25 protein-coding genes are annotated in these 25,159 nt (G+C 62.3%); 7 read left to right on the forward strand and 18 right to left on the reverse strand.

The window, feature by feature from the left end; genetic code table 11:
- Nucleotides 1-227: 227 nt before the first annotated feature.
- The 7 genes from V6943_RS06215 to V6943_RS06245 all read right to left on the reverse strand — a co-directional run bounded on the left by V6943_RS06215 (nucleotide 228) and on the right by V6943_RS06245 (nucleotide 7,312).
- Entirely contained in the window at nucleotides 228-1,187 is a 960-nt protein-coding gene (locus tag V6943_RS06215; RefSeq protein ID WP_131651430.1) for a HEAT repeat domain-containing protein, read from the reverse strand.
- A 10-nt stretch (nucleotides 1,188-1,197) separates the two neighbouring features.
- Complete coding sequence (locus V6943_RS06220; RefSeq protein ID WP_131651431.1) at nucleotides 1,198-1,431, reverse strand: 4Fe-4S dicluster domain-containing protein; 234 nt, start codon at nucleotides 1,429-1,431, stop codon at nucleotides 1,198-1,200.
- A gap of 107 nt (nucleotides 1,432-1,538) precedes the next feature.
- A complete protein-coding gene (locus V6943_RS06225) occupies nucleotides 1,539-3,275 on the reverse strand; it encodes a fumarate reductase/succinate dehydrogenase flavoprotein subunit (RefSeq protein WP_181104728.1) in 1,737 nt (578 codons plus the stop codon).
- An 8-nt stretch (nucleotides 3,276-3,283) separates the two neighbouring features.
- Nucleotides 3,284-4,027, reverse strand: coding sequence for a GntR family transcriptional regulator (locus V6943_RS06230; RefSeq protein WP_181104726.1), 744 nt, complete (start codon nucleotides 4,025-4,027; stop codon nucleotides 3,284-3,286).
- 71 nt (nucleotides 4,028-4,098) lie between these two features.
- Entirely contained in the window at nucleotides 4,099-4,971 is an 873-nt protein-coding gene (locus V6943_RS06235) for an ABC transporter ATP-binding protein (protein ID WP_181104724.1), read from the reverse strand.
- The gene (locus V6943_RS06240) at nucleotides 4,968-5,888 is read right to left on the reverse strand and encodes an ABC transporter permease (protein WP_231752186.1); all 921 of its coding nucleotides are present in this window, start codon (nucleotides 5,886-5,888) and stop codon (nucleotides 4,968-4,970) included. The genes V6943_RS06235 and V6943_RS06240 overlap by 4 nt, the downstream gene beginning before the upstream one ends.
- Nucleotides 5,889-5,941: 53 nt before the next feature.
- Nucleotides 5,942-7,312: an ABC transporter substrate-binding protein gene (locus tag V6943_RS06245; protein WP_340552907.1), complete on the reverse strand. Its 1,371-nt coding sequence runs from the start codon at nucleotides 7,310-7,312 to the stop codon at nucleotides 5,942-5,944.
- A 441-nt stretch (nucleotides 7,313-7,753) separates the two neighbouring features.
- Here V6943_RS06245 and V6943_RS06250 point away from each other — a divergent pair, with 441 nt between their 5' ends.
- From V6943_RS06250 to V6943_RS06260, 3 genes are all read left to right on the forward strand, one after another.
- Nucleotides 7,754-7,975 carry a hypothetical protein gene (locus tag V6943_RS06250; RefSeq protein WP_131651437.1) on the forward strand — a complete coding sequence of 74 codons (222 nt, stop codon included), beginning with the start codon at nucleotides 7,754-7,756 and terminating at the stop codon, nucleotides 7,973-7,975.
- Between the two features lie 200 nt (nucleotides 7,976-8,175).
- Nucleotides 8,176-8,634, forward strand: coding sequence for a FecR family protein (locus tag V6943_RS06255; RefSeq protein ID WP_340552908.1), 459 nt, complete (start codon nucleotides 8,176-8,178; stop codon nucleotides 8,632-8,634).
- A gap of 2 nt (nucleotides 8,635-8,636) precedes the next feature.
- A complete protein-coding gene (locus V6943_RS06260; protein WP_340553043.1) occupies nucleotides 8,637-9,224 on the forward strand; it encodes an OmpA family protein in 588 nt (195 codons plus the stop codon).
- A 6-nt stretch (nucleotides 9,225-9,230) separates the two neighbouring features.
- Here V6943_RS06260 and V6943_RS06265 read toward each other — a convergent pair whose 3' ends face one another.
- The 6 genes from V6943_RS06265 to V6943_RS06290 all read right to left on the reverse strand — a co-directional run bounded on the left by V6943_RS06265 (nucleotide 9,231) and on the right by V6943_RS06290 (nucleotide 15,964).
- Nucleotides 9,231-11,336 carry a CHASE2 domain-containing protein gene (locus V6943_RS06265; RefSeq protein WP_340552909.1) on the reverse strand — a complete coding sequence of 702 codons (2,106 nt, stop codon included), beginning with the start codon at nucleotides 11,334-11,336 and terminating at the stop codon, nucleotides 9,231-9,233.
- A 35-nt stretch (nucleotides 11,337-11,371) separates the two neighbouring features.
- Nucleotides 11,372-11,752 carry a RidA family protein gene (locus V6943_RS06270; RefSeq protein ID WP_340552910.1) on the reverse strand — a complete coding sequence of 127 codons (381 nt, stop codon included), beginning with the start codon at nucleotides 11,750-11,752 and terminating at the stop codon, nucleotides 11,372-11,374.
- 101 nt (nucleotides 11,753-11,853) lie between these two features.
- Nucleotides 11,854-13,962: a bifunctional GTP diphosphokinase/guanosine-3',5'-bis pyrophosphate 3'-pyrophosphohydrolase gene (gene spoT / locus V6943_RS06275; protein WP_131651440.1), complete on the reverse strand. Its 2,109-nt coding sequence runs from the start codon at nucleotides 13,960-13,962 to the stop codon at nucleotides 11,854-11,856.
- Nucleotides 13,963-14,025: 63 nt separating this feature from the next.
- Entirely contained in the window at nucleotides 14,026-14,289 is a 264-nt protein-coding gene (gene rpoZ / locus V6943_RS06280; protein ID WP_131651441.1) for a DNA-directed RNA polymerase subunit omega, read from the reverse strand.
- 111 nt (nucleotides 14,290-14,400) lie between these two features.
- The gene (gene gmk / locus V6943_RS06285; protein ID WP_181104712.1) at nucleotides 14,401-15,021 is read right to left on the reverse strand and encodes a guanylate kinase; all 621 of its coding nucleotides are present in this window, start codon (nucleotides 15,019-15,021) and stop codon (nucleotides 14,401-14,403) included.
- 79 nt (nucleotides 15,022-15,100) lie between these two features.
- The gene (locus V6943_RS06290) at nucleotides 15,101-15,964 is read right to left on the reverse strand and encodes a YicC/YloC family endoribonuclease (RefSeq protein ID WP_181104710.1); all 864 of its coding nucleotides are present in this window, start codon (nucleotides 15,962-15,964) and stop codon (nucleotides 15,101-15,103) included.
- Between the two features lie 221 nt (nucleotides 15,965-16,185).
- Between V6943_RS06290 and rph the strand changes: the two genes are divergently transcribed.
- Nucleotides 16,186-16,908 carry a ribonuclease PH gene (gene rph / locus V6943_RS06295; RefSeq protein ID WP_131651444.1) on the forward strand — a complete coding sequence of 241 codons (723 nt, stop codon included), beginning with the start codon at nucleotides 16,186-16,188 and terminating at the stop codon, nucleotides 16,906-16,908.
- Nucleotides 16,909-16,924: 16 nt separating this feature from the next.
- Complete coding sequence (locus V6943_RS06300; protein WP_340552911.1) at nucleotides 16,925-17,293, forward strand: DUF4870 domain-containing protein; 369 nt, start codon at nucleotides 16,925-16,927, stop codon at nucleotides 17,291-17,293.
- A gap of 84 nt (nucleotides 17,294-17,377) precedes the next feature.
- On the opposite strand, the gene V6943_RS06305 is transcribed toward V6943_RS06300, so the two are convergent.
- Complete coding sequence (locus V6943_RS06305) at nucleotides 17,378-18,157, reverse strand: exodeoxyribonuclease III (protein WP_045160384.1); 780 nt, start codon at nucleotides 18,155-18,157, stop codon at nucleotides 17,378-17,380.
- Nucleotides 18,158-18,240: 83 nt separating this feature from the next.
- Between V6943_RS06305 and pyrE the strand changes: the two genes are divergently transcribed.
- On the forward strand, nucleotides 18,241-18,882 hold the full coding sequence (gene pyrE / locus V6943_RS06310) for an orotate phosphoribosyltransferase (RefSeq protein ID WP_131651446.1): 642 nt from the start codon (nucleotides 18,241-18,243) through the stop codon (nucleotides 18,880-18,882).
- A gap of 314 nt (nucleotides 18,883-19,196) precedes the next feature.
- A complete protein-coding gene (locus V6943_RS06315) occupies nucleotides 19,197-19,781 on the forward strand; it encodes a DUF4124 domain-containing protein (RefSeq protein ID WP_340552912.1) in 585 nt (194 codons plus the stop codon).
- Between the two features lie 60 nt (nucleotides 19,782-19,841).
- On the opposite strand, the gene argB is transcribed toward V6943_RS06315, so the two are convergent.
- The 4 genes from argB to coaBC all read right to left on the reverse strand — a co-directional run bounded on the left by argB (nucleotide 19,842) and on the right by coaBC (nucleotide 25,046).
- Nucleotides 19,842-20,741, reverse strand: a complete 900-nt coding sequence (gene argB / locus V6943_RS06320; protein WP_181104703.1) for an acetylglutamate kinase — start codon at nucleotides 20,739-20,741, stop codon at nucleotides 19,842-19,844.
- A gap of 15 nt (nucleotides 20,742-20,756) precedes the next feature.
- Nucleotides 20,757-22,148 carry a phosphomannomutase/phosphoglucomutase gene (gene algC, locus V6943_RS06325; protein ID WP_218568033.1) on the reverse strand — a complete coding sequence of 464 codons (1,392 nt, stop codon included), beginning with the start codon at nucleotides 22,146-22,148 and terminating at the stop codon, nucleotides 20,757-20,759.
- 1,227 nt (nucleotides 22,149-23,375) lie between these two features.
- The gene (dut, locus tag V6943_RS06330; protein WP_340552913.1) at nucleotides 23,376-23,831 is read right to left on the reverse strand and encodes a dUTP diphosphatase; all 456 of its coding nucleotides are present in this window, start codon (nucleotides 23,829-23,831) and stop codon (nucleotides 23,376-23,378) included.
- Nucleotides 23,832-23,837: 6 nt separating this feature from the next.
- Entirely contained in the window at nucleotides 23,838-25,046 is a 1,209-nt protein-coding gene (gene coaBC, locus V6943_RS06335; protein ID WP_340552914.1) for a bifunctional phosphopantothenoylcysteine decarboxylase/phosphopantothenate--cysteine ligase CoaBC, read from the reverse strand.
- Between the last annotated feature and the right edge of the window lie 113 nt (nucleotides 25,047-25,159).

Below are 25,159 nucleotides of genomic sequence, written 5' to 3' on the forward strand. Positions count from 1 at the left end.
AATCGATGCGTCCCCCTCACCCCAGCTCTCTCTCTCTCCAAGAAAGAAGGGGGCGGAGCTGCGCGGATCTCGGTGCCGGTGTAGTGCGACTTTTGGTAAGCCCCGTACAGCCGCGTCGAGTCTGTTAATCGTTCGATGCGCCACCCGTAGGGCGGGCTTCAGCCTGCCGAAACCGCTCGGTGGCAGCATCGGTCGGTGGATCACAACGCATTACGGGTCCCGAATAATCACGCTGCCGCGTCGAGTTTCGACATGGCCCAGCGCGCCAGCTTGCGGACGTCCGGATCCGGGTCGTCCATCGCGGCCTCGACGAAGGCCCGGCCATCGTGATGACCGATCGTCCCCAGCGCGCCGATGGCGGCCTTGCGCAGGTTGCTCATCGGGTCGCGAGCGCAGACGCCGAGCGCCGGGATGGCGCCGATCGCACCGAGTTTGCCGAGCGCGTCCACGGCCTTTTCGCGGACCTGCCAGAAGCTGTCGTGCGTGGCCTCGACCAGGGGCTGTAAGGCCGCCTGGTAATTGAGCTTGCCGATGCTGACCGCCGCTTCGACACGCACTTGCCAGTGCGCGTCATGCAGCAGGCCGACCAGCGTCGGGCCGACCTGCTCGGGCGTGGCGTAGACCAGGGCGCCGGTGGCGGCGCGGCGCACTTCGGCGTCCTCGTCGTGCCCGGCGCGCTCCATCAGCGCGGGAAGGTTTTCGGTCTGCTTCAGCCAACCGATCACCGCCACCGCCTCGCGGCGCACGCCGGCATCGGCTGCCTGCATGCGCTGCAGCGCCGGGGCTTGGGCGGCCGGGTTGCGCAGCGGTTTGACCGCCCGCAGGATTCCAGCCACGACAAAAGGGTCATCCGTGCCTTCCAGCGCTTCGAGCAGCGGCATCGCCGCGGCCGGGTCCTTGAGATCGGCCAGCGCATGGGCGGCGGAGTTGCGCACCACCTCGTTGCTGTCTTGCAGGGCAGCGATCAGCGCGTCGGCGATGTCCACCGCATCGAATTCGTCGACCACCTTGGCGGCCTCCTGGCGCACCGCGGGGTCTTCGTCGTTAAGTGCCAGGATCAGCAGCTCGGCGGCTTCCGGCTCGCCGCAGTCGACCAACTCCAGCACAGCGACGCGGCGAATGCCGGGGTCTTCGGAGGCCAGGTTGTCGGCAATCTGCTGCAACATGGGATCGTCATAAGTCTTCATCAGCGGCTCCTCAGCGCAGCAGGTAGGGAATGTTCACCTTGACCGCATCGGTCGGGCAGTCGGTCTCGCACGGCATGCAGTACCAGCATTCGTCGTATTTCATGTGCGCCTTGCCGGTGTCTGGATTGATCCACAGGACGTCCAGCGGGCAGACGTCGATGCAGACGCGGCAGCCCTTTTCGGCAATGCATTTCTCTTCGTCGACGATGACCGGGACGGCAGAGCGGTGGGTGGCTACGGGCATGGTTTATCTCCTCGGTTCCAGTCGAGCGGGCACTGTCGACCCGCTTCGCTGTGGGGCGAATTCATTCGCCCGTTGGCATCAGGGATCACTGGGCGTCGCCCCTACAGTCAGGCATTGGCGGCCTTTTTCACCCGCAGCTTGCTGTAGGCGTCTTTCTCTTCGCCCAGCGGAACGACGTAGTCGGCGACCGGGCGTTTGCCGTGGGCCATCTGGCCGTTGGCGTCTTTGAACAGGCGGCTGTGGTAGAACCACTCGGCGTTGTCCTGCTCGGGAAAATCGACGCGGTAGTGGTACAGGCCCCAGCGTGATTCGGTGCGATACAGCGAGGCGCGCGCAGCCATCTCGGCGCAGTCGATGATCGATTGCACTTCCAGCGCCCGGAGCAATTCGTGGGGATCGGCGGCGGCGAGTTTCGGTACGTCTTCGCGCACGGCGAGGATGCGCTCCAGGCCGATCTCCATCTTCTTGGTCACTTTCGGCGGCTGCAGGTAGTCGTTCACCAGGCGGCGCACCTTGTATTCCATCTGTTCGGGCGGGATGCCGTCCTTGACCATGAGCGGCGCCTGGATGCGTGCCAGCTCGGCGGCGATGAAGGCTTCGTCGAGTACAGGCTCGCTGCGGTCCTTGACGAACGTCGCGGCGCTCTCACCGCAGATCTGCCCGTAGACGAAGGCGCCGAGCATGTAGTTGTGCGCCACCGAGGCCATGTCGCCGGCACCGTAGAGGCCAGGCACCGTGGTGGCGCCGGTCTCGTCGGTCCATACGCCGGAGGCCGAGTGGCCGGAGCAGAAACCGATCTCGGAGATGTGCATCTCGACCATGCGCTGGCGATAGTCGATGTGGCGACCTTCGTGGAAGCGGCCGCGGGTCGGACGTTCATTGGTGTGCAGGACGGTCTCGATTTCCTGGATGGTTTCCTCGGCCAGGTGATCGAGCTTAAGGAACACCGGTCCCGTGCCCGATTCCAGTTCCTTGAAAAACTCCAGCATCATCTGCCCGGACCAGTAGTCGCATTCGATGAAGCGCTCGCCGTAGGCATTGGCGGTAAAGCCACCGAGCGGGCCGGTGACGTAGGCGCAGGCCGGGCCGTTGTAGTCCTTGAGCAATGGGTTGACCTGGAAGCACTCCAGGTTCACCAGGTCGGCGCCGACGTGGTACGCCATGGCGTGGCCGTCACCGCAGTTGGCCGGATTTTCGTAGGTGCCGAACAGATAGCCGGAGTTCGGTAGGCCGATGCGGCCGGCGGCACCGGTGGCCATGATTACCGCCTTGGCGCGGATGATGATCGGCTCGGCGGTACGGGTGTTCACCCCGATCATGCCGGCAATTTTGCCGTCCGGGTCCTTGAGCAGGCGGGTGGCCTGGAAGCGGTTCTCGATCTCCACCCGCACGCGGCGCAGGCGGCGGTAGAGAATCTTCTTGACGTTGTGCCCCTCGGGCATCGGCAGAACGTAGGTGCCCAGGTGGTGCACCTTCTTCATGTCGTAGTCGCCGGTTTCGTCTTTCTGGAAGTGCACGCCCCAGGAGTCGAGTTTCTCGATCATCGAGAACGAGCGAGTCGCGTAGGCCATCAGCGCCGGCTGGTGGACGATGCCGTCGTTGGCGATGGTGATTTCCTTGACGTACTGCTCGGGCGTGGCGTGACCGGGGACCACCGCGTTATTGAGGCCGTCCATGCCCATGGAAATGGCGCCGGAGCGTTTGACGTTAGCCTTTTCCAGCAGGATGACCTTGAGGTTCGGGTCCTGCTCCTTAACGGTTACAGCAGCCATCGGGCCGGCGGTGCCGCCGCCGATGACCAGCACGTCGGTATCGATCACTGGGATGTCGTTGATAGTGGTCATGTTGCCTCCTATTTCCGATCCACTCGGAACTGGTATTTGAATGCGTCGCCGCGGTAGCAGAGGTATTCGAAGTCGATGGGACGGCCAGCGCGGTCATGGGTCAGCCGCTCGACGCGCAGGATGGGTTCGCCGGGCTTGAGAGCCAGGTAGTGCTGGTGTTCTTCGTCGGCCAGGGTGGCGTCGAGGCTGATGTCGGCACGCCCAAGGGCAATGCCGAAGGCGTTTTCGAGCAGCGGAAAGATGTCGCCAGAGAGATCCAGGCCGAACATCCGCCGGCCGATTTCGAGTGGGAAGTAGCTGTTCTCGACGCAGACGGCCTCACGGTTCAGATAACGCACGCGCTTGACCTCGACCACCTCCTCGCCTGCCAGCAGGTGCAGCGCGGCGACCACGGCTTTGGGTGGCTTGCGTTCCTGAATCGAGAGCAGTCGCGCAGTCGCTTCGTAGCCTTGGGCTGCCATCGCTTCGCCGAAGCCCTGCAGGCGCTGCACGTTCTGCACCGCTTTCGGCTTGCTGACGTAGGTGCCCTTGCCCTGGGCGCTGAACACCAGGCCCTCGTTGTGCAGGTCGCGCAGCGCTTGGCGGATGGTGATGCGGCTGACACCGAAGGCGTTCATCAGCTCGTTTTCCGAGGGCAGGCGCTCATGGACCACGTAGCTGCCTTCGAGAATCTTGCGGCGCAGGTCATCACGGATCTGCACATACAGCGGCAGCGGCGACTGGCCAGGGGCGAGTTGCTGGGTTCCTTTCATTGGGTTAGCTCCAACCTGTCATGACAGGTCATGTCGAGCGTTGGCGAAAAACGTCGGGATTCGCGCATGGCTCAGCCTCCGTTCTGCTGCTGGAAAGCGCGCAGGGTTTCCTGACGGATCAGGTCCAGGCACTGGCGCTTGTAGTCCATGAACTCGGTGCTGGTGAGCAGGCTCTGCTCGCGCGGCCGAGGCAGCGAGACTTTGATGTCGGCGATGATCCGGCCGGGGCTGGCGCTCATTACCACGATGCGATCGGAGAGAAACACGGCCTCGTCGATGTCGTGGGTGACGAACACCACGGTGTTCTTGAACTCGCGCCAGATCTCCAGCAGGTTCTCCTGCATCATGATTCGCGTCTGTGCATCCAGCGCACCGAAGGGCTCATCCATCAGCAGCACGCTGGGGTAGTTGGCCAGCGCGCGGGCGATGCCGACGCGTTGCTGCATGCCACCGGATAGTGTCGAGGGATAGGCGTCCTCGAACGCGGCGAGCCCCACTAGCGACAGAAAGGTGCGCGCCACGCTGGACGCTTCCTTGCGTGAAGCGCCTGCCATCAGCGGGCCGAAGGCGACGTTGTCGCGCACGGTTTTCCAGGGGAACAGCGAATGCTGCTGGAACACCATGCCGCGATCCGGACTGGGTGAATCGACCGCCTTGCCATCGATGCTCAGCTCGCCTCGAGTCGGATTGACGAAGCCGGCCATGGCGTTGAGTAGCGTTGATTTGCCACAGCCGGACGGCCCAAGCAGGCAGACGAACTCGCCGGGGCGGATATCCAGCTGCGCGTCCTGCACCGCGGCGCGTTTGCCGCCCTGATGGTCGAATTCGATGTGCAGGTTGCGCACGCTGATGTGGCCGCGACCGTCGCCCTTGGCGTTGGCCTTCGCCCGTAGCCGGCTGTGGTCGAGCACGGCGAGGCGGTTGTCTTGTACGGCGCTGTTCATGGCCGACCTCCCTTGGCCTGCCAGTGCAGCAGCGGGTTGCAGGCCTTGCGAACGAGCAGGGTACAAAGGGTGCCGAGGCCACCGATGGTCAGCATGCCGATGATGATTTCCGGGTACTTGACCAGGGTGTAGGAGGTCCAGGTGAAATAGCCGATGCCGTACTGGCCACTGATGATTTCGCCAGCCAGCAAAGAGAACCAGGCCACGCCCATCCCGATCGCCAGGCCGGCAACAATGCTCGGCATGGCGCCTGGGATCACCACGTGCCAGAGGATCGCTTTCTTGCTGGCGCCGAGGCTGCGCGCGGCGCGGACTAATACGCCCGGCGTCTGCTCCACGCCGTGCACGGTATTCAGCACGATGGGAAAGAAGGCGCCGAGAAAGGTGATGAAAACGATGCTCGACTGTTCCGTTGGCAGCATCAGGATCGCCAGCGGGATCCAGGCCACTGCCGGAATCGGCCGGAACAGCTCGATATACGGCAGGATGATGTCTTCGGCCCAGCGCGAGCGGCCCATCATTACACCGGTCAGCACGCCCAGCACCACGGCGTAGGCATACGCGATGGCGATCCGCTCCATGCTGTGGGCGATGTGCAGGTAGAACTCCGAGCTGGACAGCTGAGTGACCAGTGCCTCACCCACCAGAAGCGGGGTCGGCACGTTCTCGAAGTTGATGAAGAAGTTGAAGCCGCTGCTGGCGGCGAAATGCCAGATCACCAACGCCATCAGCAGCGCGGCGATGCGCACCAGATAGCGACCGGTCATGGCTGGCAGGCGCCGGCGCGGCAGGCCATTGGCGGATGCGCTCGGCGCAGCGGACGGGCTGGGCGCTGCTGCAACTTCCAGCGCAGGCGCCGCTACCGCTGCGGGCACCGCCGTGGCTGAATCGAACACGGGGTTCGGCTTGACACTCATGGCTACGCTCCTCGGCTCAGGTTGATGTGCGCTCTACGGCGCATACGAGCGGATCAGGGCAACATCGCGACCGGTTGCGCGGCGGTCAGCGGCACGCCGCCGCTTTCGGCGATATGTCGCTCGGAGTCGCTTTTCTTCATGAAGGCGAGCACTTCGCCGCTCGGGTCCTTGATCAGGTAGGCCGCCTTGCCGAACAGCTTCAGCCCGGTGAGGTTGTCGTAGACGTAAGTGGCGTTGATGGCGGTGCCGTCGCCCTTGGCCGCTTCTTCTGCGGCGAGCATCGCGGCGGTGTCGTCGTAGGCAACGACGCCTTTTTCAGCGAACCAGATTTCCGCGGGCTTGCGCCCTGGCGCACGTGGGGTGGGGCTGACCACGTTCTGCACCATCGCGTCGTAATCGAGGTCTGACGCGGCATAGGCCTTCTTTAGGTAGGAGTCATCGATCCAGGTGGCGAAATCGAGGTCGGGAATCTGCATTTCCTTTTGCAGCAGGCCATGGTCGTACTTCATGGCATCGACCCATTGCGGCTTGATGCTCGCTTCCATGGTCGAGATGCCGCCGTGACTGAAGTAGAGGTAGAGCACTTCCTTGTCGACGCCGGTCCACTCGGCCACTTGCGTGGCGGCACGCATCGGGTCTTCACTGATCCACTTCTGTGCGGCGATCGTCGCCTTGAGCACGCCCTCGACCACCTCGGGATATTTTTCGGCGAATTCCTCGCGAACCACGATGCCGTGGAATGTCGGAATGCCTGCCTCGCTGCCGTCGTAGATCTTCCGGCCAGTACCGCGGAACTCCATGATTTCCGACCAGGGACAGAAGTCGGCATGGGCGTCGATCTTGCCCGCGGCGATGTTGGCTGCACCTACGGGTGGCGACTGATTGACCAGGGTGACCTTATCCGACAGGCCGGCGTCGCGAAGGACCTTGAGCGTCATGCCCCAGGCGGCACTGCCGACCGGCGTGGACAGGCTTTTGCCGGCCAGATCCTGGAGGCTCTGCACGGAGGAGGCTGCTGGCACCACGATGCCGTTGCCGGTGCCCTTGAGGTTGTATCCGGTCACGGCGATGAACCGGGTCTGCTGTTTGCCGGTTTCCTGGAATTTGGCGCCGTTGACGATCAGTGGGTAATCGCCCATGACGCCGAAGTCGAGCTTGCCGGCAAGCATCTGATTGGTAATCGGCGGGCCCGAATCGTAATCGCGAAATTCGATCTGGTAGTCCGCATCCTTGTATTTGCCCGTCTTGGGCAAGTACTGGTCCAGCAGGCCGAGCTTTTCCAGCACAACGCCGCCGGAGACGGTGTTGGTGACCATGCTCTGGTGGCCGATGCCGACGCGGATGGTTTCCGCTGCCGCAGGGCCGCTCAGCACCATGAGTGTTCCGAGAAACGAGGTTGCAAGCAGGCTGTTCCGGTTGTCCATTTGTCTTCACCTTAGCGGTTGAGCAACTTGTACTAACAGGGCATGACGCCTGTGTTTGAAGGTGCACCGGTTGTGCCAGAACGCATCAGGTCCGAATTAACTTCCTGTTTTGCGAGCGGATTTTTTCGGTTGCTGACTTATCAATCAGTCTGTGGCTCAAGCGCGGCGCGCCCGCCTATGGTGCGAATCCGGTACGGCCGTCCCAACGCGGCGCAGCGCGTGAGGCAGTGCTTAGAACAAGTGGAGCAAGTCGCGGACGGCGCTGACTCAATCGGCCGCCTGAAGGTAGGGCGCATGGTGAAAAACAGGCGTGGGTGGGTTTTCAGTCCTCAAGACAAGCCGTTCCGATGAGCGGCCTGCTAGACGTCGGCTGCGCCGCGCAATTGGGCGTGATCCGTAGTAAATAGGCTGGCTTTTCGTACCCAGAGCAGTACCCGCACCATGTCCACCCTGACCGAACTGGCGCAGCAGATCGCTGCCCTCTATCCCTTGCAAGACAAGACCGTCGGCAAGCGCTACCGCATCGTCAATCAGCTCGCCGGCATGACCGAGCTGGAAGAGATCAACGGCGCGCCGCGCTATGTCGATACCCATCAGCTAGCCGATCGGAATCTGTGGGATGGCGGTCCTGGGCGGTCGATCGAACGTTTCGCCTCGGCTTAGTCGATTCGCCCCGCTCAACCGTGAGGCTTCTGCTGGCCGTTGCGCTTGTAATTGCCAACCGCCATCCGGCATTCTCCGACGCTGGCCTGGCGCTTACGTCGGCGTGATCGTGGTGCTGCGTAAGGGGCCCCGGACGAAGGCCTGACAATCGGCGATCCGCTAGGGAGACTGAGATGATGATGTGCGATAGCAGCCGCGCCATGACAAGCCGCATCCGGCCTTTGCTGATCGTGGGCCTGCTGGCGCTAGCACCGCTGGCGCAGGCGCAGGCGCAGGCGCTGGTCGAGCCGGTCGGCTACATCATGACGGTGCAAGGCGAGGCGACCGTCACCAGTCGCGACCAGACCATCGACGCGGCCGTTGGCCAGGCGGTGATCCTCGGCGCGGTGTTACGCACCGGTGCCAACGGCGCGATGGGCGTGACGCTTAGCGACAACACGGTCATGTCCTTCGGTCCCAACAGCGAATTTACGCTGGATGAGTATGCTTTCGAGCCCAGCCGCGAAGAGCTGCGCCTGAGCGGCCATATCAGCCGCGGCACCTTGAACTTCATTTCAGGGGTCATTGCCAAGCTCAAGCCCGAGGCCGTCGAGCTGAAAACGCCAACTGGCACCATTGGCGTGCGCGGTACGCATTTCCTGGTGAAGGTCGCTCAGTGAAGATGCTGCGATATACGGTTGCGCTGCTGTGTCTCGCGTTGCTGTCGGGCTGCATGACGGGCAACTATGTGGTACTGCTGGAAAGCCCTGACGGCACCACTGGCGCTGTGGTGATCGATGATGCCAAAGGCCAGACACGGCTGGATCAGGCGCATCAAGGCGTCACCATCGGCGGCGCCTCGGCCGCCAGGCCGTTCAACGTCGGTCAGCTGCGGATCGCACACGATTTCTCGGCGGCGTTGGCGGCTCAACCGGCACTGCCGCAGCGCTTCCAGCTTTATTTCAAGATCGGTAGCGCGGAGCTGACCGAGGAATCGGAGCGAGCCGTCGAGCAGGTTTTCGAGGCGATCCGCCTGCGTGGTCCGTCAGCCGTCTCGGTCATTGGCCACACCGATACCCTCAGCGGCCCGTACTGGAACGAGCAGCTGGGCTTAATTCGGGCTCAGGCGGTTGCGGACATGCTGCGCAGCCGAGCCATTGAAGTGATCGATCTACGTGTTTCCTCACATGGCGAGCGCAACCTGCTGATCGATACGCCCGATGGGGTGTCCGAGCCTCGCAATCGCCGGGTCGAAATCAGCGTTCGCTGAAGCGCCTCACTTCTCCGTCAACGTAATGCACTCGCCGCGCTGGCCGGCCCGCAAACGCTGCAGCTGATAACGCACCAGCAGGTCATTCGGTCGCTCGGCAGACAGCTGTTCGAAGGCATCGGCAGCATGTTCGTGCTCACCGGCCAATAACCTGTATGCCGCATCGTAGTCGTGATCGACGGCTGTTTCGCAGGGCTCGTAAAGGCGGATCGGCTGCGTCTTGCCCTTGAGCAATACATCGCCGATGGCGCGCATCGGCACGTCCGGATTGGCGATACGGATGGCCTCCGAAACACATAGATCGGTGCCCAGATAACGATTGAGGCTTTCCAGACGAGCCGCGACGTTGACCGCATCGCCCAATGCCCGGTAGTCGAACAGGGTGGCACCACCGAAATTGCCGACGACGACTTCGCCGCTGTGTGCACTGATGCGCGTGCGGCCGAGCGGGATGCCGGCGGCATGTTGAACGGCTGCGTGGGCGCGGGTGAAGTTGCGGATTTCCAGTGCGCAGGCCAAGGCACGGGCCTGGTGGTCGGCCTGGGTCAGGGGCGCCGAGAACAGAATGGCCATGCCGTCGCCGACGATGCGCTCGAGCGTGCCCTGGTGGCGGAAGGCAATCTGGATGAGCCCTTCGAGGTACTCGTTGAGCATGCCGACCACTCGCTCTGGCGAGTGGCTCTCCATCAGCGTGGTGAAATCGGTGATGTCGGTGAAGACGAAGCTGCAATAGCGGCGCTCGCCGCTGAGCTGGAGCTGATCGGGATGGCGCACCAGATGCCTGACCAGATTCGGCGAGATATAGCGCGAGAAGGCAGTACGTATCCAGCGCTGCTGATATTCGCTGGCGCGGTGCCGTGCAAGGCTGGCGCCGAGATAGACCAGCAGCAGACCGATCGAGGGCGTCAGGGCGTCAAGCAGCAGCCCATGGCGCGAAAAAGCCCACCAGGCCGCGATGTTCAGTGACGCGATCGCTACGGCTGCGATCCAGGCGGCGGTGAGCGCGCCGCTGGTAAGAATCAGGACGCAGAGCAGCGATCCGGCGAGCAACAGGATCAGCGCTTCCAGCGGACTGGCCCAGAACGGGCGTTGCAGCGGAGAGCCGGTCAATGCCTGTTCGATCGCTTGGGCATGCACCTGAACGCCCGGAAGCATCCCGCCAAGAGGGCTGAAGCGCAGATCCTGCAGACCCTGAGCCGAGCTGCCGATCAGCACGATGCTGCCGTCGAGCGGGGCGGTGGACGTGCTATCCAGAATGCGCCACGCAGGCAGGCTCTGCGTGCTCATGTCGCTGCGATAATGCAGCCAGAGCTCGCCACGGCGGTTGGTCGGGAGCGCTAGCGGGCCTATTGCAACCTGTTCGACCGCTCCATTGCTCGCGGTCTCGATGTGGTACAGCTGTTGGTCGAGATAGATCCGCAGCGCTTCGGCGATGAGTGAGGGGAACAGCTGATCACCGACGCGGATCATCACCGGTACGCGGCGCACGACGCCGTCCGCGTCAGGGTGAAAGGTCATGGCGCCGCTGCCGGCCGCGGCGGTTTCGAGCAGCGGCAATGCGCTGATGGTACCGGCGTAGGTGGTGAAACGCGGCAACTTGGTATCGGCACGTTGCCGCACGCCGAAACGGCTGAGTGGACGGGTTTGAGACTGTGAGTGCGCGGTGGCGAAGCCAAGGATGCTGGGCTGTCGTTCGAGCGCCTCGGCGAACAAGTGATCGTGGTCGGGCAGGGCGTTCAGCGTGCCGGCCAAGGCGGGCGGGAGGTCCAGCTGCTTCAGCAGATAGCGTGGCGAGCTGCGGTCGGCCTCGGCGAAGAGCACATCAAAGACCACCACGGCGGCGCCTGACTGCTGCAGGCGCTCCAGCAACTGCGCCAGTAGATCGCGCGGCCAGGGCCATTGGCCGTGGCGCGCAAGGCTGGCTTCATCGATGTCGACCACCCGAACCGGTGTTCGCGCCGGCGCTGGCCGCGGATGCCAGCGCTGGTACTGGTCGAACAAACCGTTGCGCAGGCTCTGCAGCATCAGCGGTTCCGCCAGGTACAGAACGCAGGCGGCGAGCAATCCGGCCAACGCGAGCAGCAGGCGAGGCGTAAGTCGGGGTACTGCCATCAGTCGCGCTCCCTGCGTCCGCTCGGGTCAGGGGTTCAGTCGAGTACCAGAATGGCGTCCATTTCAACCTGCGCGGCTTTCGGCAGCGCGGCGATGCCGATGGCAGCACGAGCCGGGTAGGGTTGCTGAAAGTAGCGGCTCATGATCTCGTTGACCGTGGCGAAGTTGCCCAGGTCGGTGAGGAAGATATTCAGTTTGACGATGTCCTTCAGCGAGCCGCCGGCCGCTTCGGCTACCGCCTTGAGGTTCTCGAATACCTGCACGGTCTGCGCTTCGAAGCCTTCCACCAACTCCATGGTCTCAGGGTCCAATGGAATTTGGCCGGACAGATACACGGTGTTGCCGGCCTTGATCGCCTGGGAGTAGGTGCCGATGGCGGCGGGGGCTTTGTCGGTGTTGATCACGGTGCGGGGCATGGGGGATCCTCGTCGAGAGCTTCAAGCAGGAAGCCTGAAGCGGGAAGTAGAGGCGCGATGCTAGACGAAGCCCAGTGGATGTGGCCACCCTTTCCAGCTGGTTACGCTTTAACCCGCGTAATCCGCATTACACCCTTGATGGTGCGCAGCTTCCGGATGACCCGGGCCAGATGAACCCGGTCATGCACGCTGACTACCAGCTGGACCACGCTGATGCGGCCGTCGCGCTCGTCCATGCCGATCTTCTCGATATTGCCGTCGGCGGCGTTGACGCTGCCTGCGAGCAGGGCGATCAGGCCGCGCTGGTGTTCCAGCTCGACGCGCAGCTCGACATTGAATTCGCCTGTGACGTCCTTGGACCAAGACAGCTGGATGCACTTGTCCGGGTTGTGGCGGACTTCGGCGATGTTGCGGCAGGTATCCAGGTGCACCACCATGCCCTTGCCAGCGGACAGGTGACCGACGATGGGGTCGCCGGGAATCGGCGTGCAGCATTTGGCGTAGTTGAGCACCAGGCCTTCGGTGCCGCGAATGGCCAGCGGCCCTTCGGCGCTCGGTGCCTGCTCGCCGTCACTGGACAGCAGCCGGCGGGCGATGACGTAGGCCATGCGGTTGCCTAGTCCGATATCTTCGAGCAGGTCTTCGATGACCTCCATCTGATACTCGTTGAGCACGGCCCTGATGCGCTCAGGCGAAATGCTTTCCAGACTGGTTTCGAAACCGGTGAGCACCTTGTTCAACAGGCGCTCGCCCAGATTGATCGACTCCGAACGGCGTTGCAGCTTGAGCGCGTGGCGGATATGCGTGCGCGCCTTGCCGGTGACGACGAAATTCAGCCACGCCGGATTGGGGCGTGCGCCGGGAGCGGTGACGATCTCTACCGTGCTGCCACTCTCCAGCGCCTGAGAAAGAGGCGCCAGGCGTCGATTGACGCGGCATGCGATGCAGGTGTTGCCGACATCGGTATGCACCGCATAGGCGAAATCCACTGCGGTCGAGCCCTTGGGCAACTCCATGATGCTGCCCTTGGGGGTGAAGACGTAGACCTCGTCGGGGAACAGGTCGATCTTGACGCTCTCGATGAATTCCAGCGAATTGCCGGCGCGTTCCTGCAACTCCAGCACGCCCTTGACCCACTGCCGCGCGCGGGCATGGGTGCCTTTCGGGGTTTCGTCCTCGTTGGACTTGTACAGCCAGTGCGCGGCGATGCCGTTGTTGGCCATCTCTTCCATTTCCCGGGTGCGGATCTGGATCTCGATGGGCACGCCATGCATGCCGAACAGCGTGGTATGCAGCGACTGATAGCCGTTGGCCTTGGGGATCGCGATGTAGTCCTTGAAACGGCCGGGCAGCGGCTTGTACAGGCTGTGTACCGCGCCGAGCACGCGATAGCAGGTGTCGACCTTGTCGACCACGATGCGGAAGGCATAGACGTCCATGATTTCATTGAACGCTTTGCGCTTGCCGCGCATCTTCTTGTAGATGCTGAACAGGTGTTTCTCGCGGCCCACCACCTCGCCTTCCAGGCCTTCGCGCGCGAGGCAGTGGATCAGCGATTGTTCTATCTTCTCGACAATCTCGTTGCGGTTGCCGCGCGCTCGGCGGACGGCGGCGCGAATACGCTCGGAGCGCATCGGGTGCATGGCCTTGAAGCCGAGGTCTTCGAACTCCACGCGCATCGAATGCATGCCCAGGCGGTTGGCGATGGGCGCGTAGATTTCCAGCGTTTCCTTGGCGATGCGGCGGCGTTTCTCGCTGGCCAGCACTTCCAGGGTGCGCATGTTGTGCAGGCGGTCGGCGAGCTTGACCAGGATCACGCGGATGTCGCGGGCCATGGCCATGGCCATCTTCTGGAAGTTCTCGGCCTGGGCCTCGGCCTTGGTCTCGAAGTTCATCTGGGTCAGCTTGCTGACCCCGTCGACCAGTTCGGCCACGGTCTCGCCGAACTGCGCGGTGAGCGCTTCCTTGGCGATGCCGGTGTCCTCGATGACGTCGTGCAGCATCGCGGCCATTAGGCTCTGATGGTCCATGTGCATGTCAGCGAGGATGTTGGCTACCGCGAGGGGATGGGTGACGTAGGCTTCACCGCTGCGCCGACGCTGGCCGTCGTGGGCCTGCTCGGCGTAGAAGTAAGCGCGGCGGACCAGATTGACCTGGTCTGCGCCGAGGTAGGTCGACAGGCGATCGGCAAGAGCGTCTATGGCTAGCAAGGGATTGCTCCTCGCCGGCAGGGCGGCTCCGTATTGGCGGCTCGACTTCGACCTGGCATTTAATCAGATGGCCTCGTTGGGCTCTTCCTCGTACTGCACGAACAACGGCTCGTCGTCGACGATGTCGTCTTGGGCGATGACGTCGTAATCCACCAGACCGGAGGCGATTTCACGCAGCGCAACCACCGTCGGCTTGTCATTTTCCCAGGCCACTTTAGGCTCCTTGCCGCCGGTTGCCAGCTGGCGCGAGCGTTTGGTAGCGAGCATGACCAGCTCGAAGCGGTTATCTACGTTGTCCAGGCAGTCTTCAACGGTAACGCGGGCCATGGTGTTCCTCATCAAATTCGTAAAGCGTGCCCGAGTGGGCGAGCGGACGGGATAGTCTAAAAAATCACCAGCTGTTAGGGAAGCGGTAAAAGCGAAAAGCAGCTTTCAGCCCTAAGCCAGCAACTCCTTGAGCAAACCCTCGAAGCGCTTTTGTTGCGCGCTTTGCAGCAACTGATTGGCGCGGAAGATCGCCTGTAAATCGATCAATGCATGAGCGAAGTCATCATTGATCACGAGGTAATCGTATTCAACGTAGTGAGCCATCTCGCTGACAGCCTCGCGCATGCGCTTGTCGATCACCTCGTCGCTGTCCTGGCCGCGGTTGGTCAGGCGCTGGCGGAGCGCTTCCTGAGTAGGGGGCAGGATGAAGATCGATTTGGCCTGTGGCATCAGCCGGCGGACCTGCTGGGCACCTTGCCAGTCGATTTCCAGAATCAGGTCGTAACCCTCGTCGAGGGTCTGTTCGACCCAGCGCTGGGAGGTGCCGTAGAGGTTGCCGAAGACTTCCGCGTGCTCGAGGAATTCATCGTGCTGCAGCCGTTCGAGAAACTCTTCTCGGCTGACGAAGTGGTAGTTGACACCATCCACCTCGCCCGGACGCATGGGGCGAGTGGTGTGCGAAACCGAGACTCGAACCTGTGGTTGCGCGTCGAGCAGCGCTTTTACCAGGCTGGTCTTGCCGGCCCCGGAAGGCGCGGAAACGATGTAGAGCGTACCGGTTGAGGCTGACATGAATTTCTCTGGGGCTGTTGCCTGATGAAGCCCGGCGGAACGGATATGCGACGGTCGCATCCTGCGCCAGGCGTGGTTGCTATTCGATATTCTGAACCTGCTCGCGCATCTGTTCGATGAGCACCTTGAGGTTGACCGCTGCCTGGGTGCTGCGCGTGTCGAACGCCTTGGAGCCGAGCGTATTGGCTTCGCGGTTGAGTTCCTGCATCAGGAAGTCCAGACGCCGACCAGCGGCGCCCCCGGCTTTCAGCACTCGCCGCACTTCGCTGACATGGGTGCCGAGACGATCCAGTTCCTCGGCCACGTCGCTTTTTTGCGCAAGCAGCACCATTTCCTGCTCGATGCGTTGAGGGTCTAGTTCGGTACGCATTTCGGCGCAGCGGTCGAGGATTTTTTGCCGCTGCGCGGCAAGCATCTGCGGGACCTGCGAGCGCAGCGTGGCGGTTTCCTCGGTGATGGCGTCGAGGCGCTCGTTGATCAGGCGGGCAAGCTCTTCGCCCTCGCGCTGGCGGCCATTCTTCAGCTCCGTCAGGGTGGCGTTAAAGAGCTTCAGGGCCGCGTTGTTCAGCACCTGAGGGTCGGCTGAATCACCGACAAGCACGCCCGGCCAGGACAGCACTTCCAAAGGATTGATCGGTGCCGGCTGTTTGATCAGTGCCGCGACGCTTTCCGCTGCGGCGATCAGCTGGCTGGCACGATGGCTGTCCACCTGCATCGAGCGGTTCGTGGCGTCCTCGGCAAAGCGCAGCGTGCATTCGACCTTGCCGCGAGAGAGTCCCTTGCGCAGTGCCTCACGGACAGAGCCCTCCAAATCACGAAAGGTGTCGGGCAGGCGCAGGTGCGGCTCTAAATAGCGATGGTTTACCGACCGGATCTCCCAGATGAGGGTGCCGTGAGCGCCGGCCTGCTCGGCACGTGCGAAGGCGGTCATGCTGTGAATCATTGCGGTAGCCCTCGGTACGATGCGAAAGGCGAAGGATTGTAAATCAAAACGGCGCGAAGACGCATGAGGCGCGATATGGGCCAGCGCGACGACCCCGCGTGGCGCTGGTTGTTGGTCAGTCAACTCCAGCGCTTTGGCCGATCAGCCGACTGGCCGCGTAACTCCGCATCAAAGGCGCCTATAATGCCGGGCACCCGAATCCATGAAGTAGGAATTGTCCCATGAAGCGTCCCAGTGGCCGCGCCGCCGACCAGCTGCGTTCGATCCGCATCACCCGCAACTACACCAAGCATGCCGAGGGATCGGTGTTGGTGGAGTTTGGTGATACCAAGGTGATCTGCACCGCCAGCATCGAGAACGGCGTACCGCGCTTCCTCAAGGGCCAGGGGCAGGGCTGGCTGACTGCCGAATACGGCATGTTGCCGCGAGCCACTGGCGAGCGTAATCAGCGCGAGGCGAGTCGGGGCAAGCAGGGCGGACGCACCTTGGAAATTCAGCGACTCATTGGCCGCTCGCTGCGGGCCTCGCTGGACATGAGCAAGCTGGGCGAGAACACCATCTACATCGATTGCGATGTGATTCAGGCTGACGGCGGCACTCGTACAGCTTCGATCACCGGTGCGATGGTTGCGCTGGTCGATGCCCTGAAGCTGCTGAAAAAGCGCGGCGGGTTGAAAGGTGGTGATCCGCTCAAGCAAATGGTCGCTGCGGTTTCGGTCGGCATCTACCAGGGCGAGCCGGTGCTAGACCTCGATTATCTGGAGGACTCGGCGGCCGAAACCGACCTGAACGTCGTGATGACCAGTGCCGGTGGCTTCATCGAGGTGCAGGGGACGGCCGAAGGTGCACCGTTCCAGCCGGCGGAGCTCAACGCCATGCTGGCGCTGGCGCAAGACGGTATGAAAGAGCTATTTGCATTGCAGTCGGCGGCACTCGCCGACTGAGTAGATGGAGAACGCCATGTCTGATCAAGAGCTGATTCCACGGCCCTCGCCGAAAGCGCGGCAATGGGCAATGTTCTGTCATTACTCGGCGTTCTTCTGGTTTCTGGTGCCGATGATTGGCAACGTGCTGGGGCCGCTGATCGTTTGGCAACTCAAAAAAGACCTGGACCCCTTCGTCGACGAGCAGGGTAAGGAAGCCCTGAACTTCCAGATCACGTTCAGCATTCTGCTGATGATCTGCGGAGTGCTCGCCTGGATTCTGATCGGCTTCCCACTGATGGCGCTGATCAGCGCGGTGGCGTTGGTGCTGGTGGTGATTGCCGGCATTCGCGCCAACGAGGGCAAGCCTTATCGCTACCCGTTTTGCTGGCGGCTCGTCAGGTAGCGGCAGGCTTCAAGCTTGAGCTTAATAGATACGGGAAGTTGAGAGGCGTCTCGGCGTCAGCTTCCATGCTGACTCGCTTGCAGCTTAGAGGCTCAGCGTCCAGTCGTAGTCCACTACCAGCGGGGCGTGCTGGGAGAAGCGTGGCTGACGGGGCAGGCGGGCGTTGCGCACGAAGCGGCGCATGCCCGAGGTCAGTATCTGGTAATCGAAGCGCCAGCCCAGGTTGAGCATCTGCGCTTGCTCGGTATCCGGCCACCAGCTGTACAGGTCGCCTTCTCGGCTGGCTTCACGCAGCGCATCGACATAGCCCATGTTGCCGAATATCTCGTCGAGCCAGGCACGTTCCGGCGCGAGGAAGCCGGTGGCCTGCTGACAATCGCGCCAGTTCTTCACGTCCAGCTTCTGATGAGCGACATACAACGAGCCACAATAGATGTATTCGCGACGCTTACGACGCTGTTTGTCCAGATAATGGGCGAAGTCGTCCATGAATTTGAATTTCTGGTTCAGGTCTTCGTCACCGCCGCGGCCAGTTGGTAGCAATAGACTTGCAATGCTGACCTTATCGAAGTCGGCCTGTAGATAACGGCCATAGCGGTCAGCGGTTTCGAAGCCGAGTCCCATGATCACGGCCTTCGGCTGCAGTCGGGAATACAGCGCGACGCCGCCCTGTTCTGGAATTTCCGCGTCGACGGTATAGAGAAAGTAACCGTCGAGCTGGTAGGCCGGATCGTCAAGTTCTACTACGGAGGCGCGGGTATCCTGCAGGCAGATGACATCGGCATTCTGCGCTTGCAGCCAGCTGAGAAGTCCCCGCTGTGCCGCCGCTTGAATGCCATTCACGTTGACGCTGATAATCCGCATAAATGGCCCCTAAAAACACGTGCGTGTATGATAACCCAAGCTCTTTGCATTAGCTAAACCAGTGTCTTCCGGGAATATTCTTCATGCAGGCGTACCAGCGCGACTTCATTCGCTTCGCCATCGAACGCGGCGTTCTGCGCTTCGGTGAATTCACTCTGAAATCCGGGCGCACCAGTCCTTATTTCTTCAACGCCGGCTTGTTCAATACCGGATCGGCGCTGGCTCAATTGGGTCGTTTCTACGCGGCTGCGGTCGTCGAAAGCGGCATCGATTTCGACGTCATCTTCGGCCCGGCCTACAAGGGCATCCCGCTGGCGGCAGCGACGGCTATTTCGCTGGCCGAGCATCACCAACGCGACCTGCCCTGGTGCTTCAACCGCAAGGAAGCCAAGGATCACGGCGAAGGCGGCACCCTGGTGGGATCGCCGCTAAACGGCCGGGTGCTGATCGTCGATGATGTGATTACTGCCGGAACGGCCATTCGCGAAGTCATGCAAATCATCCGTGCGCAAGGCGCACAGGCCGCTGGCGTGCTGATCGCGCTCAACCGGCAGGAGCGTGGGCAGGGTGAGTTATCGGCCATTCAGGAAGTGGAGCGCGATTACGATATGCCGGTGGTGAGCATCGTTTCCCTCGCTCAGGTGCTGGACTTCCTGGCTCAGGATGAACAACTCAAGCGGCATTTGCCGGCCGTAGAGGCTTACCGGGATCAGTACGGGATTTGAGTGCGGCTCGTTCGACAATCAGCCAGTTGATCGTCGCGTAGTCCGTTGTTGGACGTGAGGCCTGAGGATGTTCTGTTTTGTGTCAGCAACTGACGAATAACGATCGTTTTGTGTCGCGCTTCAAAAGAAATTTCGCTTAGCGCCGTTGATATGGCACTGCGGGGGTCGCTGCGGTGCTCTTTCTGTACGCCTGGATCCTTGTTGGTGTGCTTATTGCTGTTCAGTCTGGCCGGTTTCTATAAGCTGCGTTGTCCGAATATAGATGGGCGTTTTGAGTGGCTGCGCCGAGCGCGTCAATAAGAAGAGGCGAATGTATGCAGATAGGGTGCAGGTTGTTGTTGCTGTTGGGCTTGCTGGGCGCTGCCGCTGCTCAGGCCGACCTGTATCGCTATGTCGACGACAAGGGAGTGGTGGTGCTCGATCGCCATGGCGTCCCGCCCCAGCATATCGGCAAGGGATATGAGGTCCTCAACGATCAGGGGCGCGTGACTCGGGTGGTGCCACCTGCGCCAACCCCCGAAGAGCGCCAGCGCCTGCTCGAGGCCCAGGCTCGTGCCAGCTCGGATGCTCAACTGCTGCGCCTGTACGCCAGTGTCAGGGATGTCGAGCGAGCACAGGTGCGAAAATTTTCGGAGCTCGACAGCGTCATCGGCATCACGCGCAGCAATCTGCAGTCGCTGCGCACCCAGCAGGCCAACCTGCAAAGTCAGGCGGCAGGGCATGAGCGTGCCGGTCGTGAGGTGCCTAAGCCGCTGCTGAAGCAGATCGACAACCTCAGCAGGGAACAGGCTAGCTTGCGTCGTGATATCGAGCGTTATCAGCGGGCCCGCAAGCACGCGGAAGCCCGCTTCGCTCAGGAGCGCCAACGAGTCGCCGAATTGCTCGGTCAATCCGAATAGCGATGCATAAAAAACCCAGCATTTTCATGAAACGCTGGGTTTTTTGTTGGCGGTCCGGTGTTACTTGCGGTTGGTGATTAGAGTGCCGACACCGATATCGGTGAAGATCTCCAGCAGCACCGCATTGGGTACGCGACCGTCAATAATGTGCGCGCTCTGGACACCATCCTGGACGGCGTCCAGTGCACAGCGGATTTTCGGCAGCATGCCGCCATAAATGGTGCCGTCGGCGATCAGTTCGTCGACCTGCGTAGTGGTCAGTCCAGTGAGGACCTTGCCCTGCTTGTCCATCAGGCCGGCGATATTGGTCAGTAGCATCAACTTCTCGGCTTTGAGCGCTTCGGCCACCTTGCCCGCGACCAGATCGGCATTGATGTTGTACGACTCACCGTCGGGACCGACGCCGATCGGTGCGATGACTGGAATGAAGTCGCCTCGCACCAGCATGTCCAGCACCCCGACATTGACCCCGGTGACTTCGCCAACCTGGCCGATGTCGATGATTTCCGGCTGGCTCATGCCGGGAGTCTGCCGGGTCGCCTTGAGCTTCTTCGCGCTGATCAGGCGTGCATCCTTACCGGTCAGGCCGATGGCGCTGCCGCCATGCTGGTTGATCAGCGTGACGATGCTTTTGTTGACCAGGCCACCAAGCACCATCTCCACCACATCCATGGTCTGGCTGTCGGTGACCCGCATGCCGTCGATGAATTGGCTTTCGATATTCAGACGCTTGAGCAGATCGCCGATCTGCGGGCCGCCGCCGTGGACCACCACCGGGTTGATGCCCACAGCTTTCATCAGCACGATGTCGCGGGCGAAGCCGGTTTTCAGCTCCTCGCTTTCCATCGCGTTGCCGCCGTACTTGATCACCAGCGTCTTGCCGACGAACCGGCGGATGTAGGGCAGCGCTTCGGACAGGACCTGGGCGAATTGGGTGGCAGCTTCACGGCTGAGGGTCATGCAGGGCTCCGCAAATCAGAACGGCAGGGTGAGATCAGGCGCGACAGTATAAAGCTGTGCACGGAAGACTTCCTGTATGCGCTTGAGTTCTTCCTCGGTTTCGGCCTCGAAACGCAGTACCAGCACCGGAGTGGTGTTGGATGCGCGCACCAGACCCCAGCCTTTCGGATAATCGACGCGCACGCCATCGAGCGTGGTGATGTTGGCTTCGCCCCAATGGGCATCGCGGTGCAGCGCTTCGATGATGGTGAACTTGCTTTCCTCGGTGACCTTGATGTTGATCTCGGGCGTGGAAATGTCATTGGGGAAGGCGGCAAAGACCTGCTCGGCAGTGCGCTTGTCTTGGCTGAGAATTTCCAGCAGGCGTACGGCGCTGTAGATGCCGTCGTCGAAGCCGTACCAGCGCTCCTTGAAGAACACATGGCCGCTCATCTCGCCGGCCAGTAGCGCACCGGTTTCCTTCATCTTTTTCTTGATCAGCGAGTGGCCGGTCTTCCACATCACCGGACGACCGCCGTAACCGCTGATCAATGGCGTCAGGCGCCGCGTACATTTGACGTCGAAAATGATGTCAGCGCCGGGATTACGCGAGACCACATCCTTGGCGAACAGCATCAACAGGCGGTCGGGGTACACCACAGTGCCTGCATTGGTCACCACGCCGACGCGGTCGCCGTCGCCATCGAAGGCCAGGCCCAGGTCGGCGTTTTCGGACTTGACCTTGGCGATCAGGTCTTCGAGATTTTCCAGCTTGCCCGGGTCCGGATGGTGGTTGGGGAAGTTGCCGTCGACATCACAGAACAGCGGGATCACCTTGCAGCCCAGTGCTTCGATCAGCTGTGGCGCGATCACGCCGGCGACGCCGTTGCCGCAGTCGACCACTACTCTGAGTGGCTTGGCCAACGCGATGTCGTCGCGGACGCGCTTGAAATAGCTTTCCAGCACGTCGACCTGCTCAACCTGGCCGACGCCTTCTGCGAGATTGCCAGTCTCAATGCGCTGGCGCAGCGCCTGGATCTGCTCATTAGCCAGGGTGTCGCCAGCGATGACGATCTTGAAACCGTTGTAATCCGGCGGGTTGTGACTGCCGGTCAGCATCACTCCGGATTTGCCTGCAAGCACGTTGGCTGCGTAGTAGAGCACCGGAGTCGGCACCATGCCGACGTCGCTGACGCTGCAGCCACTGTCCACCAGGCCCTGAATCAGGTGCTGGACCAGCTCTGGGCCGGACAGGCGGCCATCGCGGCCGACCGATACATTGGGTTCGCCCTGAGCCAGGCTCTCGGAGCCAACCGCGCGACCGACCCAATAGGCGGTTTCGTTGGTCAGGGTGTCGCCGACTACGCCACGGATGTCGTAGGCGCGGAAGATGCTGGTGGGCAGTTGCGGGGCTTTCGGGGCGCTCATTGCGGTTTCTCGCTCCTTGGTGTCGAGGCCAAGCCAGTCCTGGTCCTCGTCGAGAATGTCTATGTCGAGAATATCGGTGTCTTGGAACAACGGATCGACGTGCTCGTTGGATGGGGCTTGCCGGGCCGCCGGCTGTGGTACCGCCGTGGCTTTGGTCGGCGCCGTACCGGCGGTTCGCAGCGGCAGACGGGCCAAACTTTTGGCTAGCGCGTCGAGCACCGGCAGGCTCAAAGTCGGTGTTTTGATGGCCTTGCCAGTCGAGAGTTCCTGGATCACCTGTCCCAAGTGCATGACATCTCCGCGAAGCCGCCGCTGCTGGGTACTCAGTACCAGCTGCAAGCCCAGTAGGAGGCCGCACAGTGCCGTCAGCGCGGCGGCGAGCAACAAGAGAGGAGATGCCGACGCGGTGCTGGACTCGGCGCCGGGCAGGAAGCTGAGCTTCCAGTTGGGATTGGCGGAGGGCAGGGCAATCGCGTCGCTTTCCACGCCGTTACCGCCGCGTTGTGCGAGCAGCTGCGCTGGTGCATTGCTGAATTGCTGGACTAGGCGGAACTGTCCGGCTTCGCCAGGCAGTTTCGGCAGGGTCGACAGGGCGCGTTCCAGAGTGGTTACCAGCAACAAGGTGCCCACCACGGGCTGCTGCGGGTCCGGGCGCAACGCCACGGCGCTGTACAGCAGCCAGCGATTGCCGACCTTGAACGCCTCGGGCATCGGCGGCTGGCCATTCTCGGCGCGTTGCAACAAGTCCAGGGCGGCGAAATTCAGCGGGCCGGGTCGATTGGGATTTTGCCGAGCCTGGCCACGTAGACTGAGGTGCGCATCGACCACCCCGTCGCGGTAGCTCAATTCACGCTCGACGGCGCGCAGCTGGTCGGGCTGTTCGCTGCGCAGGGCGTCGAGCAGCTGGGGATCGCTGGCGGTTGAGCGAACATCGTCGGCCAATTGGCGCAGGGCTTGCTCCACTGCCGAGGCCTGGCTCTGGCCCCAGGCCTGGGCCAGTTCGGATGCGTGCTCTCGCTGATTGGACTGATGGGCGACCCAGAGCAGCGCACCGGCCGCCGCAAGCCCCAGCAAACCCGGCAGCAGACCGGGCATGAGCATCTTCAGTCCAGCGTTACGGCGCGGCTGAGCGGGTACGGTGTCGGCCGGGTTGAGTATGCCGGTGTCCTTGGCTGTGCGCTTGAAGCGTTTCATGGAGCTCCTCTGATCGTCCTGAAAACGGCTGGCTCAATGGCTGCCAGAGTGTCCGAAGCCGCCGGTGCCGCGGTCACTGTCGTCGAATTCGTTCACCAGTTCGAACTGCGCCTGGATGACCGGCACCAGCATCAATTGCGCGATGCGCTCGCCAATCGCGATGCTGAAAGAGGTCTGCCCGCGGTTCCAGCAGGAGACCATCAATTCGCCCTGGTAGTCGGAATCGATCAGCCCGACCAAATTGCCGAGCACGATGCCGTGCTTGTGGCCAAGCCCCGAGCGCGGCAGCACCAGCGCCGCCAGATTCGGATCGGCGATATGAATCGACAAGCCGGTAGGAATCAGCAGGGTCTGACCTGGCTCGAGTGTGGTGTCCACTTGCAGCATGGCACGCAGATCAAGCCCGGCGGAGCCGCTGGTGGCGTATTCGGGGAGGGGAAAGTCCCGGCCGAGGCGGGGGTCGAGAATCTTTGCTTGGAGCTTGTGCATGGTCGGTCAGGCCTTGTGGAAACGGTCGGCGATGAAGGCGATCAGCTGGCGGGCGATAAGCCCTTTGCTGGCCTGGCTGAAACGGGTTTCGTGCTGCTGGCGATCGATGACCGTGACGGCGTTTTCTTCACTGTTGAAGCCGATGCTAGGGTTGGCCACATCGTTGGCGACGATCAGATCGAGATTCTTGTCGCGCAGCTTGCGCGTGGCGTATTCCAGCAGATTCTCCGTTTCGGCGGCGAAGCCGACGCTGAAGGGGCGATCTTCGCGACCGGCCAGCGTGGCGAGGATATCCGGGTTGCGAACCATCTGCAGAAGCAGGCCGTCACCTTTGGTGGGATCCTTCTTCAATTTGTGCGGCGCGACTACTTCTGGACGATAGTCCGCAACGGCTGCGGCGGCGATGAACAGGTCGCAAGGCACCGCCGCTTCGCAGGCGGCGAGCATGTCGCGGGCGCTGACCACGTCGATGCGCTGCACGCGGTCGGGTGTCGGCAGGAAGACTGGGCCGGCGACCAGCGTCACGCGCGCGCCCGCTTCGGCGGCCGCTTCAGCCAGGGCGAAGCCCATCTTGCCGGAGCTGTGATTGGTGATGTAACGCACCGGGTCGATGTTTTCCTGGGTCGGTCCGGCGGTGATCAACAGATGAAGACCGGTCAGCAGGCTGCGCTCGAAACAATCGGCAGCGGCGTGGGCCAGATCATCGGCTTCCATCATCCGGCCCATTCCGACGTCACCACAGGCCTGGCTGCCCGCTGCAGGGCCGAACATGCGAATGCCTCGTTGTTGCAGCAGGGCGTGATTGGCCTGGGTCGCGGGGTCGGCCCACATCGCCTGGTTCATTGCTGGCGCCAGGGCGACCGGCGCATGGGTAGCCAGTACCAATGTGGTCAGCAGGTCGTTGGCGACGCCTTGGGCCAGGCGCGCCATGAGGTCTGCTGTGGCGGGGGCGATCAGCACCAGATCGGCCCAGCGCGCCAGTTCGATATGACCCATGGCGGCTTCGGCCGCCGGATCGAGCAGATCCAGATGAACCGGATGGCCGGAAAGGGCCTGCAGGGTCAATGGCGTGATGAATTCGCGGCCACCGCTGGTCATGACTACGCGGACTTCGGCGCCTTGGTCGCGGAGCCGACGAACCAGCTCGGCACTCTTGTAAGCGGCGATGCCGCCGCCGACGCCCAGGACGATGCGTTTACGATAAAGCCGCTGCATAGGCCTGCCTTGTTACGGGTGAGAACTGGTTCCGGCGGGGAGCCGGTTGCCGTGGCTAAAAGGCCGCTAAGATAGCACAGCGCCCTTACAGCGGTGCGCGCTCGACATGGAGG

It is taken from the genome of Pseudomonas sp. CBC3 (assembly GCF_037967085.1).
In the GTDB taxonomy this organism is placed as follows: domain Bacteria; phylum Pseudomonadota; class Gammaproteobacteria; order Pseudomonadales; family Pseudomonadaceae; genus Stutzerimonas.

Coding starts and splice junctions, on each gene's coding strand:
- coaBC (WP_340552914.1), bottom strand. CDS start 25,046: ATGCAGCGGCTTTATCGTAAACGCATCGTCCTGGGCGTCGGCGGCGGC.
- V6943_RS06220 (WP_131651431.1), bottom strand. CDS start 1,431: ATGCCCGTAGCCACCCACCGCTCTGCCGTCCCGGTCATCGTCGACGAA.
- V6943_RS06225 (WP_181104728.1), bottom strand. CDS start 3,275: ATGACCACTATCAACGACATCCCAGTGATCGATACCGACGTGCTGGTC.
- dut (WP_340552913.1), bottom strand. CDS start 23,831: ATGCACAAGCTCCAAGCAAAGATTCTCGACCCCCGCCTCGGCCGGGAC.
- gmk (WP_181104712.1), bottom strand. CDS start 15,021: ATGTCAGCCTCAACCGGTACGCTCTACATCGTTTCCGCGCCTTCCGGG.
- rpoZ (WP_131651441.1), bottom strand. CDS start 14,289: ATGGCCCGCGTTACCGTTGAAGACTGCCTGGACAACGTAGATAACCGC.
- pyrE (WP_131651446.1), top strand. CDS start 18,241: ATGCAGGCGTACCAGCGCGACTTCATTCGCTTCGCCATCGAACGCGGC.
- V6943_RS06215 (WP_131651430.1), bottom strand. CDS start 1,187: ATGAAGACTTATGACGATCCCATGTTGCAGCAGATTGCCGACAACCTG.
- V6943_RS06245 (WP_340552907.1), bottom strand. CDS start 7,312: ATGGACAACCGGAACAGCCTGCTTGCAACCTCGTTTCTCGGAACACTC.
- V6943_RS06270 (WP_340552910.1), bottom strand. CDS start 11,752: ATGCCCCGCACCGTGATCAACACCGACAAAGCCCCCGCCGCCATCGGC.
- V6943_RS06290 (WP_181104710.1), bottom strand. CDS start 15,964: ATGATTCACAGCATGACCGCCTTCGCACGTGCCGAGCAGGCCGGCGCT.
- V6943_RS06240 (WP_231752186.1), bottom strand. CDS start 5,888: ATGAGTGTCAAGCCGAACCCCGTGTTCGATTCAGCCACGGCGGTGCCC.
- argB (WP_181104703.1), bottom strand. CDS start 20,741: ATGACCCTCAGCCGTGAAGCTGCCACCCAATTCGCCCAGGTCCTGTCC.
- V6943_RS06235 (WP_181104724.1), bottom strand. CDS start 4,971: ATGAACAGCGCCGTACAAGACAACCGCCTCGCCGTGCTCGACCACAGC.
- V6943_RS06260 (WP_340553043.1), top strand. CDS start 8,637: ATGCTGCGATATACGGTTGCGCTGCTGTGTCTCGCGTTGCTGTCGGGC.
- V6943_RS06255 (WP_340552908.1), top strand. CDS start 8,176: ATGACAAGCCGCATCCGGCCTTTGCTGATCGTGGGCCTGCTGGCGCTA.
- algC (WP_218568033.1), bottom strand. CDS start 22,148: ATGAGCGCCCCGAAAGCCCCGCAACTGCCCACCAGCATCTTCCGCGCC.
- V6943_RS06300 (WP_340552911.1), top strand. CDS start 16,925: ATGTCTGATCAAGAGCTGATTCCACGGCCCTCGCCGAAAGCGCGGCAA.
- V6943_RS06265 (WP_340552909.1), bottom strand. CDS start 11,336: ATGGCAGTACCCCGACTTACGCCTCGCCTGCTGCTCGCGTTGGCCGGA.
- V6943_RS06250 (WP_131651437.1), top strand. CDS start 7,754: ATGTCCACCCTGACCGAACTGGCGCAGCAGATCGCTGCCCTCTATCCC.
- V6943_RS06315 (WP_340552912.1), top strand. CDS start 19,197: ATGCAGATAGGGTGCAGGTTGTTGTTGCTGTTGGGCTTGCTGGGCGCT.
- V6943_RS06305 (WP_045160384.1), bottom strand. CDS start 18,157: ATGCGGATTATCAGCGTCAACGTGAATGGCATTCAAGCGGCGGCACAG.
- V6943_RS06230 (WP_181104726.1), bottom strand. CDS start 4,027: ATGAAAGGAACCCAGCAACTCGCCCCTGGCCAGTCGCCGCTGCCGCTG.
- rph (WP_131651444.1), top strand. CDS start 16,186: ATGAAGCGTCCCAGTGGCCGCGCCGCCGACCAGCTGCGTTCGATCCGC.